The organism is Polaribacter sp. Asnod1-A03 (assembly GCF_045063585.1).
Taxonomy (GTDB): Bacteria; Bacteroidota; Bacteroidia; order Flavobacteriales; family Flavobacteriaceae; genus Polaribacter.
In genome coordinates this window covers 1,888,871-1,901,635 of sequence record NZ_JBEFOE010000009.1, presented here as the reverse complement: position 1 = coordinate 1,901,635, position 12,765 = coordinate 1,888,871, and the positions used below count along the sequence as shown (strand labels likewise).

13 protein-coding genes are annotated in these 12,765 nt (G+C 30.3%); 6 read left to right on the top strand and 7 right to left on the bottom strand.

Annotation, left to right across the window (positions count from 1 at the left end; all coding sequences use genetic code 11):
- Positions 1-14 precede the first annotated feature (14 nt).
- From ACJJVY_RS08820 to ACJJVY_RS08800, 5 genes are all read left to right on the top strand, one after another.
- The gene (locus ACJJVY_RS08820; RefSeq protein ID WP_405607009.1) at positions 15-320 is read left to right on the top strand and encodes a hypothetical protein; all 306 of its coding nucleotides are present in this window, start codon (positions 15-17) and stop codon (positions 318-320) included.
- Positions 321-671: 351 nt separating this feature from the next.
- Positions 672-1,589, top strand: coding sequence for a GyrI-like domain-containing protein (locus tag ACJJVY_RS08815; RefSeq protein ID WP_405607006.1), 918 nt, complete (start codon positions 672-674; stop codon positions 1,587-1,589).
- Between the two features lie 97 nt (positions 1,590-1,686).
- On the top strand, positions 1,687-3,843 hold the full coding sequence (locus ACJJVY_RS08810) for a TonB-dependent receptor (protein ID WP_405607003.1): 2,157 nt from the start codon (positions 1,687-1,689) through the stop codon (positions 3,841-3,843).
- Positions 3,844-4,043: 200 nt separating this feature from the next.
- Entirely contained in the window at positions 4,044-4,463 is a 420-nt protein-coding gene (locus ACJJVY_RS08805) for a DUF2141 domain-containing protein (protein WP_405607000.1), read from the top strand.
- A 25-nt stretch (positions 4,464-4,488) separates the two neighbouring features.
- A complete protein-coding gene (locus tag ACJJVY_RS08800; protein WP_405606997.1) occupies positions 4,489-5,112 on the top strand; it encodes a hypothetical protein in 624 nt (207 codons plus the stop codon).
- Between the two features lie 95 nt (positions 5,113-5,207).
- Here the strand turns inward: ACJJVY_RS08800 and ACJJVY_RS08795 are convergent, their stop codons facing one another.
- The 7 genes from ACJJVY_RS08795 to ACJJVY_RS08765 all read right to left on the bottom strand — a co-directional run bounded on the left by ACJJVY_RS08795 (position 5,208) and on the right by ACJJVY_RS08765 (position 11,427).
- Positions 5,208-6,293 (bottom strand): amidohydrolase family protein, encoded by a 1,086-nt coding sequence (locus tag ACJJVY_RS08795; RefSeq protein WP_405606994.1) that lies wholly within the window; start codon positions 6,291-6,293, stop codon positions 5,208-5,210.
- A gap of 86 nt (positions 6,294-6,379) precedes the next feature.
- Positions 6,380-6,910, bottom strand: coding sequence for a 3-hydroxyanthranilate 3,4-dioxygenase (locus ACJJVY_RS08790; protein WP_405606991.1), 531 nt, complete (start codon positions 6,908-6,910; stop codon positions 6,380-6,382).
- Positions 6,911-7,072: 162 nt separating this feature from the next.
- Positions 7,073-7,288 carry a DUF6500 family protein gene (locus ACJJVY_RS08785; protein WP_405606988.1) on the bottom strand — a complete coding sequence of 72 codons (216 nt, stop codon included), beginning with the start codon at positions 7,286-7,288 and terminating at the stop codon, positions 7,073-7,075.
- Between the two features lie 2 nt (positions 7,289-7,290).
- Positions 7,291-7,812: a DUF1697 domain-containing protein gene (locus ACJJVY_RS08780; RefSeq protein ID WP_405606985.1), complete on the bottom strand. Its 522-nt coding sequence runs from the start codon at positions 7,810-7,812 to the stop codon at positions 7,291-7,293.
- Positions 7,813-9,237: an FAD-dependent oxidoreductase gene (locus tag ACJJVY_RS08775; protein ID WP_405606982.1), complete on the bottom strand. Its 1,425-nt coding sequence runs from the start codon at positions 9,235-9,237 to the stop codon at positions 7,813-7,815.
- Between the two features lie 79 nt (positions 9,238-9,316).
- Positions 9,317-10,576 carry a kynureninase gene (gene kynU / locus ACJJVY_RS08770; protein ID WP_405606979.1) on the bottom strand — a complete coding sequence of 420 codons (1,260 nt, stop codon included), beginning with the start codon at positions 10,574-10,576 and terminating at the stop codon, positions 9,317-9,319.
- A gap of 47 nt (positions 10,577-10,623) precedes the next feature.
- Entirely contained in the window at positions 10,624-11,427 is an 804-nt protein-coding gene (locus ACJJVY_RS08765) for a M23 family metallopeptidase (protein ID WP_405606976.1), read from the bottom strand.
- A 91-nt stretch (positions 11,428-11,518) separates the two neighbouring features.
- On the opposite strand from ACJJVY_RS08765, the gene ACJJVY_RS08760 reads away from it, so the two are divergent.
- Positions 11,519-12,706 carry an NlpC/P60 family protein gene (locus ACJJVY_RS08760; RefSeq protein ID WP_405606973.1) on the top strand — a complete coding sequence of 396 codons (1,188 nt, stop codon included), beginning with the start codon at positions 11,519-11,521 and terminating at the stop codon, positions 12,704-12,706.
- Positions 12,707-12,765: the final 59 nt, after the last annotated feature.

Genomic DNA, 12,765 nt, shown 5'->3' with positions numbered 1-12,765 from the left:
TAAAATAAACTTTGATGGAAAACAGGACGATTAAATGTCCCAATTGCGGAACTTTTAATAAAAACAGGGACTATTGTAAAGTTTGCAATACTTTAATCTCTCACAAAAAGAAAAGAGAACTTAAAGAAGCGAAAGTAAAACAGGCTCAAATTGATGAAGTTATTCACGAGTTAGAAAACCCTAATTTGGCTGAAAGACTAAAAAAACATCCAAATATATTTTATAAAATTATTGGTTGGGTTTTATACTCTGCAATTACAATTGTTAGTTTAATTGGTGCTGGTTTGGCTTGGTTTATTGCAATGGTAGCTGCAGGATAAAATGAAAAAAACGCTCTTTTATTACTTTCTTTTTTCCTTATTTACAGGAACATTTATTTATTTTCTTCAATACTTTTCGGTTCCATTACCGAGAGTAATTGGTTTTTACGTGAACGATTTTTTAATCATTCCTATTGTTTTATACACTAGTTTACAAATTTTAAAATGGTCTAAAAATGATAAAAACTACACATTAAGTTTATCGATTATTTTATACACATGTTTTTTATATAGCATATTATTTGAATTTATCTTTCCAAAATATTTAGCAAGATATACCAAAGATTTTATAGATGTTATTGTCTATTTTGCAAGCGGATTTGTATTCTATTATCTTCAAAAAACTAAAAAATGATTTCTGATAAAATTGCCAAAGAAAATATTGCTCGTTTAAATACCGCAATTGCATTTATAGAAGCTAATTTATCAGAAAAACTAACCTTAGAAATTGTTGCAGAAAAAGCACACTTTTCTCCTTTTCATTTTCATAGATTGTTTAAAATTGTAGTTGAGGAAACCGTACAAAACTTTATCCATAGAAAAAGAATTGAAAAATCTGCTGCTTACTTATTACATCAAAAAGAAAAAAATATTACTCAAATTGCAGAAGCTGTCGGTTACAATAATTTGTCTGCTTTTTCTAAAGCTTTTAAAAAATTCTACGGAATTTCTCCATTAACTTTTAAAGAAAAAAGTCCAGAAAAATATAGCAAGATTAGCAAAACAGAAAGCAAGATAGGAAAAGTTACTGTTACTTTTGAGCAATATATTTGCAACATCAATAACGCTTTAAACTGGTTACAAATGAATGCAAAAACAGAAATTAAAAAAGTACCAAGATTAGATTTAGCAACGATTTCTTATAAAGGAAAAATGGAAGCAATTGGCAGTGTCTATAATAGATTAGTAAAATGGGCAACACCAAAAGGATTGATAAATGAAGCAACAAGAATGCTTACTATTTACCATGATAGTCCTAAAATTACAGATCCAAATAATATAAGAATGAGTGCTTGCATTGTATTAAACGATGTTGTAGAAATTGATGGAGAAGTCAATTTAAAAATATTATCACCAACAAAATGTATCGTTTCTCGATTAGAAATTACCCCTTTTGAGTTTCAACAAGCTTGGGAATCTGCTTTTGCTTTTATGATTGAAAACGGTTACAAAAAATCAGAAATCGATCCTTTTGAAATTTACTATAACAATGCTGCAGAACATCCAGAAAATAAGTTTATTGTAGATTTATGTATTCCTATTTTATAGAATTACAATTCATCATTTAAAAATTACAACTCGGTATTTGTTTTTATTTTAAAAACAGATAACACTACATCTTTGTATCATCAAAAAACCAAAACTGATGAAACGCATATTATTTATTCTATTTACTATTTGTCAAATTTCATTATTTGCACAAACTACCATTTCAGGAAAAGTTACCGACTCAAAAAAAATTCCTATTAATGGAGCCAATGTTTATTTAGACGGAACCTACGATGGAACATCAACTAACCAAAAAGGAGAATTTTCTTTTAATACCGAAGAAAAAGGCGCTCAAACTTTAGTCATTTCTTTTGTTTCTTTTGAAACATTCACAAAAACTGCAGATGTTTCTTCTTTAAAAGATTTAAACATAAAATTACGAGACGATGTAAATTCTTTAGATGCTGTGGTAATAAATGCCGGAACTTTTGAAGCAGGCGAAAAAGCAAAAGTTACCGTTTTAAAACCCTTAGATATTGTTACAACCGCAAGTGCCATGGGCGATGTAATGGGCGCATTACAAACTTTACCAGGAACCTCTACAGTAGATGAAGACGGACGATTATTTGTGCGTGGTGGTGAAGCTGAAGAAACACAAATTTTTGTAGACGGAATTCGGGTTTTTACACCTTACACTCCATCCACACAAAACACACCTTCTCGTGGTCGATTTTCTCCTTTTTTATTCAAAGGAATTTCTTTTTCAACAGGTGGTTATTCCGCTGAATACGGACAAGCTTTATCGAGTGTTTTACAATTAAACACCATCGATGAACCTTTAGAAGAAAAAACAGATTTGTCTTTTATGACACTTGGTTTAGGCGTTGGAAATACTCAAATTTGGGACAATAATTCTTTTAGTGTTAATACTTCTTACATCAATTTAGCTCCATATCAAGAAGCATTTCCAGATAGAAACACCTATACAAAACCCGTGCAATCTTTAAATGGAGAAATGGTTTTTAGACATAAATTTAAAGACGAATCGCTTTTAAAAATGTACGGAGCTTTTAGTTACACCAACTTTGATGTAATACAAGAAGATATTAATTATGAAGATGGATTCCGTTTTGGGTTAAAAAACCGAAACTTATATTTTAACACCTCTTACAAAAATAAATTTGGCAATAATTGGCGTATAGAAAGTGGTTTTAGTTTTACAAACGATCATGCTAACATCAATATTATAAATGATGTTGTTACCGATAATGAAAACTCTATGCACTTTAAAGCAAAGTTAAAAAAGTCATTTTCTAGCCGATTTAAAATCAGTTTTGGATCAGAATATTTTGCAACTAATTTTGATGAAGATTATACAACAGAAAGCAATCAAAAGTTTGATTATGGATTTAACAACAACATTTTTGCATCTTTTGTAGAAACCGATATTTTCTTCTCTAAAAACTTAGCAGCAAAAGTAGGAATTCGTGCAGAAAACTCAGAATTATTAAAAGAATTCACACTTTCTCCAAGAGCTTCTCTTGCGTATAAAGTGAATAAAAACTCTCAATTTTCTTTGGCTTACGGACAGTTTTATCAGAATCCTAAAAACGAATATTTAAAATTCAGTCAAGATTTTAAAGCAGAAAACACATCACACTTAATTGCCAATTATCAAACTATAAAACAAGGGCAAATTTTTAGAATAGAAGCTTATTTAAAAGATTATAAAGACTTGGTAAAGTACAATGACGCGTATCCAATTTACACAAGTAACTTTAACAATAACGGAGATGGTTATGCCAAAGGTTTCGATATTTTTTGGAGACAAGACGGTAAAATAAAAAACACCGATTACTGGGTTTCTTACTCCTTTTTAGACACCGAAAGAAATTATAAAAATTACCCAACTGCAGCAACGCCTAATTTTGCTTCAAAACACAACCTTTCTGTAGTTGCCAAACATTGGGTAGAAAATTGGAAAAGTCAAATTGGTTTTAGTTATAATTTTGCTTCTGGTAGAAATTACACCAATCCAAACGAAGCTGGTTTTTTAAATAACAAAACCAAAAATTACAATTCTTTAAGCTTAAATTGGGCCTATTTAATAGATCAGCAAAAGATTTTATATTTTTCTGTAAACAATGTTTTAGGCAACAAAAATGTGTTTGGTTACAATTATAAAAACACACAAAATTCTAGTGGTAATTTCGATAGACAAGCCATTATTCCGAGTGCAGACAGATTCTTTTTTGTAGGTTTTTTCTGGACAATTAGCGATAATAAAAAAACAAATCAATTAGATAATTTATAGACGTTTGTCATTCCGAACGAAGAATGAGGAGGAATCTAAAAGAGATTTCTCAATCGCTTAAAATGGCTCATTTCGAAATGACAACTTAATACCAAAGACTAAATTTACAACTCAGAATCAAAAAACAACAATTCGGTATGTTTCTTGTTTTAAATTGGCAAAAACATCAGATATTTGAATCATCAATAAAAACAATCATTATGAAAAAATTACTTTTAGTATTCGCTATTATTTTTACTGGAATTTTAACTACAAATGCACAAGAAAAATCTTTAGATCTAACTGTTAATATTTCTGGGTTAGATTCTAATAAAGGTACTTTATTAGTAGCGCTTTACAACAAAAAAGAACACTTCTTAAAAAAACAATTTAAAGGTGAAGTTGCAATAATAGAAGACAAAAAATCTATAGTAGTTTTTAAAGATTTACCAAAAGGAGAATATGCTGTTTCTTTTGTACATGATGAAAATGATAACAAAAAAATGGATACCAATTTATTTAAAATCCCTACAGAAGATTACGGTTGTTCTAACAACGCTCGTGGTTTTATGGGACCTCCAAAATACGATGATGCTAAATTTCAATTATTAGAAAATAAAACTATTGAAATTAAAATATAAATAAACCAACTTAAACTTTATCAACATGAAAAAATCAATTTTAATTATCGCAATTTTCATTGCGACAGGGATTGCTGCGCAAACAAAATACCAAACAGGAATGCAAAAAGCATTTGATTTCTGGGAACAAGGAAAAATGACAGAAGCTTCTCAATTATTTGAAAGAATTTCTAAAGCAGAACCAACAAAATGGATGCCGGCTTATTACGCTGCAACAGTAGAAACTTTAACAAGTTTTGGCTTAAAAGACGAAGCTGTTTTAAAAGCAAAACTTACAAAAGCACAAGGATTTTTAGATGCTGCAAAAGCAAACTCAGAAAATAATCCAGAAATTTTAGTTGCTCAGGCTTTATTAAACTTAGGTTATATTGCTTTTGACGGACAAAAATATGGCATGACTTTATCTGGACAAAACAATCAATTATACGCAAAAGCATTGCAAATTGCTCCAGAAAATCCAAGAGTAATTTTAGCGCAAGCAGAATGGAATATGGGTTCTGCAAAATTCTTTGGCAAATCTACAGCACCTTATTGTGCAGAAATTGAAAGAGCTATAGAATTAAGTAAAACGGAGAAAATTGAAACTGAATTCTACCCAAAATTTATGCTAAAAAGAGCTCAAGAAGTTTTACAGCAATGTAAAAAGTAGTTTCCGGTAACTAATTGTCATTTCGAACGAAGAATGAGGAGAAATCTCATAAACTAAAATTTGTGAGATTTCTCTTATCGTCGAAATAACAAATATTATTCTATAATTTTACGAATCAACTCTTGCTTTGCAACCTCATCATCACCAAACAACCATTGCAACACATTGTCTTCCCAAATCTGCCCTTTTTCGGTTTCTGTAATAATATTTTCATCAATTGCTAAATCTAAAATTTTACCAGGATAAGAAGATTGTTTATCACTTTCCATTTCTCCTAAAGGATATGGATCGTCTAAACCCATTAAAACCTGACTTGTTCCTTGTCTCTCTAACATCAACTTTAACGAATCTGTATCGTGAACCAACGTATCAAAAAAGATGTTTTTATGTCCGACTGCTTTTCTAGGATGATGTTTTCCTTCAAATAAATCAGGTCTTCCATCAAAACCCTGAATTCTTCTTCCTAAATTCATTTGCGCCAATTGTCCTCCGTGCGCAAAACACGTTCTAATATTTTTAAAACGCTCTTGCATTCCGTTTAAAGTATAAAAATGATACGCGTCGCCACATTGTGCCAACATCCAAATTAAATGAAAACGCCAATTGGTATTTTCTAATTTTATCATTTTATCTCCATCGTACGGATGAATTTCAATTGCCAATTTGTATTGATCTGCCAATTCAAAAATCCGATCATTTTCTTCATCAAAAACGCAACGCCATTGCCCAATAGAATCCATAAAATGTGTTGGCAAACACAAAACTTTTAAATCTAATTCTTCTACACAGCGTTTCATTTCATCTAAAGCGCCGTAAATAAAACCTGGATGAATTACAAAACCACAGGTAAATTTAGACGGATGATTTCGTTGAATTTTAGCATTAAAATCATTTTGGAAACGCAATGCTTTTTTCATTTCTTCTAAGCGCAAACCATTTCCGTATAACTGAGAAAGGTTTAAAACAACTGCATGATCTAGTTTGTTTTTTTCCATCCACAATAATTTCTCGTCTAAGAAAAAACTAGAATCTGTAACCGGACGTTTCCATCCTTTTTGCAACATGTGTTTACGTTCATCATCTACCCAAAAAATTTCTTTTTCCTTCATAAATTGAGGAATTTCTTCTGGATAAGGCAACAAATGAGAATGTCCGTTTATGCGTAGTTTTCTGTTTTTCATATTTTTTGTTATTGCGATGCACAAGCCGTGTCAATCTTTTAATAAGAGATTACTTCGTCATTCTTCCTCGTAATGACGAACACGATTTATTTAACTTTTTGAGGTGCTTCCATAATGGTTCCGCATTTATTACAAGTACATTTTTTGATATCAGAATAATAGGTATCAAAAATTACAGGCAAATCAACTTCTATATTTTCTAACGGAAATTCTTCTCTATACAATAAATTTCCACAGTTTTCGCAATACCATTCTAAAGCATCTAACATACCTTCTGATCTCGGGTATTCGATAACCAAACCAACTGTATTTGCTTTTCTTTGTGGCGAATGTGGCACTTTTGCTGGTAACAAATAAATATCTCCTTCGTTAATTTCTACATCAATTTGAGTTCCTTTATCATCAATAATTTTTAAAATTATGTCTCCTTCTACTTGATAAAAAAATTCTGGAGTTTCGTTATAATGATAATCTTTTCTATTATTTGGTCCGCCAACAACCATTACAATATATTCGCCATTATCCCAAACTTGCTTGTTACCAACTGGCGGTTTTAGTAAATGACGATGTTCATCAATCCACTTTTTAAAATTTAAAGGTTTTACTAAATTACTCATATTTTTATGTTTTGGGCGTTTCCTAAAGGTCGGGCTTTTTACTATATCTTTTTTCTTGTTCTCGATACAAATTTGTTCATTCTTCACAAATTCACTCGAACTGACATAAAAAGGATGCCGTTTCAATCCCTAACGCTAAATTCCGTTCTAAATATAAACTTTTTACAGTTCTAAAACCATCTTTTTAATTTTAACTGCTTTTTCAAAATGATCTAATTCGTGCGTTTCAATCCACCATTTGGCAACTTCCATTAACAAAGCCGGATTGTCGTTTTTATTCTTAAAAAATGCATAAAAAGACAAACCTACATTCGTTCCTTTTTTAGCGATTTTCTCATCACAAACTTGTATTATTTTTTCTTTTATGGTTTTATTCATGTTTATTTTTTTGCTAATTCTAATAGCTTTTTTGTGGTCTTAAAATTACGAGTAGTTGCAATAACATTCAATTTTTTCTCGATAACATTATTGGTTAATTTTGTTTTTCCAAAACCAGAAATACAATTTAAATACACAACATCATTTTCTATTTTATATTGATCTTCTCCAATATTTTTAATATCAATTCTGGTTTCTTTAGCTGATTTATCTAAAAAACAAAACGCAACAATTTTCTCATTTTCTATTGAAAAAGGATAATTATTTAATGCTTTTTCCCATTCAGGAATTGTTTTTACGAAAACAGGAATTTCAAACCCAAATTTCGTTTTTATACTGGTTGTTATTTCTTTAGAAATTACTTCTTTCTTTTTATCGGATTCTAAAATAATATTTCCGCTTTGAATGTACGTTTGTACATTTTTAAATTGCAAATCGTTTAATAAATCTCGTAATGTTGCCATCGGAATTTTATTTTTTCCTGAAACGTTTATTCCGCGTAATAAAATGATGAATGTTTTCATTTACAAACCTGCAATTTTATCTTCCTTTAAAATGTTTTCTGTTTCTGTTTTTACTTTTTCTAAAATGATTTTTAACTCGTCTTTTGTCATATTTAAATGTGTATGAATTGTATCATCTGCAATTAAATTTAACAAAGCTTTGTCTTGCGCTCTTCCTTTTTTCATGGCTTCTTGATAACCTATATTTTCATTGAAAGTTACCATCGAATATTTAGAAAAATATTGACTTGGAAACGTTTTTTCTAAATCCATTTCTATTTTTCTTTTTTCTTTAAAAATAGGATTTGCTACATGGTCTCTCATTTCATAAAAATTGTCAATCGCTAAATCTGCAATGGCATTTGTGTCTTGTTTTCTTGCTTTTTCATAAGCTTTAAAAACTGCTTTCCAATCAAAGATTTCTCGACTGCGCTCGAAATGACAAAGAATTTCATCAAAAACAGTAACATCTTCAAAAGACGCATTCATTCCTTGTCCATAAAACGGCACAATTGCATGCGCTGCATCACCTAATAAAACAGTTTTATTTTGATAACTCCAAGGCGAACATTTTACGGTTCCTAAAACACCCGTTGGATTGTTTAAAAATTCTTCTTTTATATTAGGAATTAAAGCCAAAGCATCTGGAAATTCTTGCTCAAAAAAGTGTGTTATTTTCTCTTCGGATGTTAAATTTTCAAAATTAAATTCGCCTTCATCATAACTTAAAAAGAGTGTAACGGTAAAACTGCCATCTAAATTTGGCAAAGCAATTAACATAAAATCACCACGAGGCCAAATGTGTAAATGTTGATGACTAATTTGATGTTTACCATTTTTATCCGCAGGAATTTCTAATTCTTTATACCCGTGATTTAGATAGTTTTGAGCATAAGAAAACAAGAATTTACGCTCTAAATAATAACTTTTTCGAAGTGAAGAACCTGCGCCATCTGTACCAAAAATTACATCTGCTTTTATAGCGAATTCTTCTTTTGTTTTATAACCTTTAAAATGTGCTGTATTATTTTCTATATCAACATTTTTACATTTTTGATTAAAATAAATGTTGACATTTTGATGCTTTTCTACTTCGTTTAATAAAAGTGCGTTTAAATCGCCACGAGAAATGGAATTGATATATTCATTTTCTCTTCCTGAATAATTGGATGCAAACGTATTTCCTGCTCTGTCATGCATCAAACGACCATACATTGGTATACAAATTTCTCTTGCCTTCTCTTCTACTCCACATAAGCGTAACGCCTTAAAACCTCTGTCTGACAATGCTAAATTGATTGATCTTCCGGCAGAAATATCTACTTTTCTTAAATCGGGTCTACTTTCGTACAATTCAATTTTATATCCTCTTTGCGCTAAACGTAAAGCTAAAAGAGAACCACAAAGTCCTGCACCAATAATTAGTATTTTATCGTTTTTGTTCATTTTTTTCAATTGTCAGTTCGAGCGCAGTCGAGAACTAATAATAATCTCTCGACTGCGCTCGAGAAGACATTTTTAATTATTATAACAATCCTTTTAAAATTAAAACCATCGTATATACATCTTCAAAAGAATTATACATTGGAGTTGGTGCGCAACGGATAACATCTGGTTCTCGCCAATCTGTAATAATGTTATTTTCGGTTAGTTTTTTATGCAAACTTTTATCCGCAGTTTTTACTTGTATAGATAATTGACAACCTCTTTCTGATGGATTTTTTGGTGTGATAATCTTAATATCATCAGAACCAATTTCATTAATTAAAAACTCAAAATAACCCGTTAGTTTTTCTGATTTCTTTCGCAAGGCATCCATTCCAACCTCATCAAATAAGTCTAAAGAAGCTAAAATTGCTGCCATAGATAATATTGGCGGATTCGATAATTGCCAACCTTCTGCACCTTCCATTACATCAAAAGGCATTCGCATATTAAAACGTGTGGTTTTGTTATGATTCCACCAACCTGCAAAACGTGGTAAATCTTTATTTTTTGCGTGTTTTTCGTGAACGAACAATCCTGCCAAACTTCCTGGACCAGAATTTAAATATTTATACGTACACCAAGCTGCAAAATCTACATTAGATTCATGCAAATTAGGTTGAATATTTCCTGCTCCGTGTGCTAAATCAATTCCTACTAAACAATCTTTAGAATGACCGATTGATGCAATTTTCTTTAAATCTAAAAACTGCCCTGTGTAATAGTTGACACCTCCAATTAACAATAAGGCAATCTCATCACCTTGTTCATTTACAATGGTTTCTAAATCATCAATATTTAATAATTCTTCTCCTTCTCTAGGTTTCCATTCAATAATATCTTCTTTAGAAAATCCGTGAAACTCTAATTGAGATTGTACTGCATATCTATCCGAAGGAAAAGCATCAGACTCAATAACAATTTTATATTTGGTTTTTGTAGGTCTGTAAAAAGACACCATTAGTAAATGTAAATTGGTAGTAAGCGTATTCATTACCACAACCTCAAGTGGTTTTGATCCAACAATTTTTGCCATTTTATCGGTTAATAATTCGTGGTAATTTAACCACGGATTTTTAGCTTCAAAATGCCCTTCTACTCCTAAATTTGCCCAATCTTCTAATTCTTGATTGATGTATTTTTTAGTTGATTTTGGTTGCAAGCCCAAAGAGTTTCCTGTAAAATACAACCACTCTTTACCATTTTTGTCTTTAGGGATGTAAAACTGATTACGTAAATGTGCAAGTACATCTTCTTTGTCTTGTTGTTTAGCAAATGCTAAGGAATTTTGATATTGCATCTTATAAAAATGATTTACTCAAAGATAAAAACTTCTAATTTTAATAATTAATCTAAATAATAGATACCTTCTCTTCTTAATATTACGGGCACTCCGTCTTCATAAACCTTAAACTTCGTTTCATAAAATTTCCTTTTATCCAAATTTTGCAGATAAACACTAAAATGTAAGTGAGGCCCTGAAGACCAACCAATATTACCACTTTTCGCAATGAGTTGTCCTTTTAAAACTTTCTCACCAATTTTAACTTTTGCTGTATTTGTATCAATATGTACATATTCAGAAAATGAGCCATCGTTATGATAAATTATTATTTTATTATTATACTTAGAACAATCTTTATGATAGCAGGTTTTGGTATTGTAATCAACAACATCTATTACGATACCTTCTCTTGCTGCATAAACATCAGTTCCTATTGGTAATGAGAAATCTAAAGCTCTTTCTTTCATATGTGTTCTTTTACCAAAATGACCTTGTGAAATATTAAATTGACTATCTACTTTAAAAGGGAGATTGTAAACATAACTTGTATCAACCTTACTTAAATAACTACTGTAATTAAATTTTGTCTTATAATTAAACCCATAACTTCCTTTTTTTACTGATTTTAATAGCGTAATTACATTTCTTTTAGATCTAGCAGCTATAATAAATACCTTATGGTTCCCTTTGGATGATTTTAAATTATTTAACTTAAAATCGATTTTAACGAATACTGGACAGTATTCCTCATTATCGGCTAACACAGCAAATCCACCTTCAATTCCCTCATTATAAACCTTTAATTTTACTTGATTAAAACTTTTTATTGAGAATAGCATTAATAAAAGGAAAAAAATAACTTTCATAGATAATTTTTAATCAAATATAAGATTTCAAAATTCATTTCAATTTTTTTGAATTTCCTTTTTTTGTACTTTAGCTGAAAATCCATTATTAATGAAATTTACTAAACTTTTTTCACTTGTACTTTTAACAGTGTTCTTTTCTTGTAAAAATGAAACAAAATCAATATCTGAAATTAAAAACATACATGCTGAATTGAAGGCCCAATTTGCTCCTGATAAAAGAGTAGCATTGTTTGACATCAATTTTGAACAAGTAGACAATCAACTTATTTTAGAAGGAGAAACTACTACTAAAAAAGCCTTTGAAATTTTATTAGACAGCTTAAAAAACAGAAATTTAGAATTTACTAACAATGTTCGAATTCTGCCAGATTCTGCTGTTGGAAACTTACAATTTGCAGTAGCTAGAAACTCTGTTATCAACATTCGCTCTAACCCAAAACATTCTGCCGAATTAGGCACACAAGGTTTATTAGGCATGTCTTTAAAGGTATTGGATAAAAAAGGCGATTTTTATAGAATTCAAACTCCAGATAAATATATTTCTTGGGTTGACAGAGGCGGAATCACAAGAATGAATAAATCTGAAATTGATGCTTGGGATGAAGCTAAAAAAGTAATTTATACAGAAAACTTTGGCTATGTATATTCTGATAAATCTAATAACTCTCAAATTGTTGCTGATATTACTTTAGGCGGATTATTAAAGTACATTACTGAAGATAATGATTTTTATGAAGTTAAATATCCTGATGATAGAATCGGTTATATTAAAAAAGACGAAGCGGTTATTTACAGTAATTGGTTACAAAATGTAGACGCTTCTAAAGAGAGTATTGAATCTGTAGCTAAAACAATGATGGGTTCTCCTTATTTATGGGGAGGAACTTCTAGCAAAGGAATGGATTGTAGCGGTTTTACTAAAATGGTGTATTTAATTAACGGTTTTGTAATTCCTAGGGATGCATCGCAACAAATTACGGCTGGTAAAGTGGTTGACAAAGATTTAAAATTTGAAGGTTTAGAAAAAGGTGATTTAATGTTTTTTGGTAAAAAAGCTACAGCAGATAAAAAACAACGTGTTACCCATGTTGGTATTTGGTTAGGAAATGACAAAATGGAATTTATTCATTCTGCAGGAAATGTACATTTAAGTTCTATGGATGAAAATGAAGCCAATTATGACGAATTTAATAAAAACCGTTATTTAGGCAGCAAGCGTTATTTAGGCGTAAAAGATAAAATGATTATCGATTTAAAAGAAGAAATTAAATTATAGTTCTTTCATCTAGAACTTTGTTTCTTGTAAAGAAGAAATTTAATAAATAAATTTAGCCC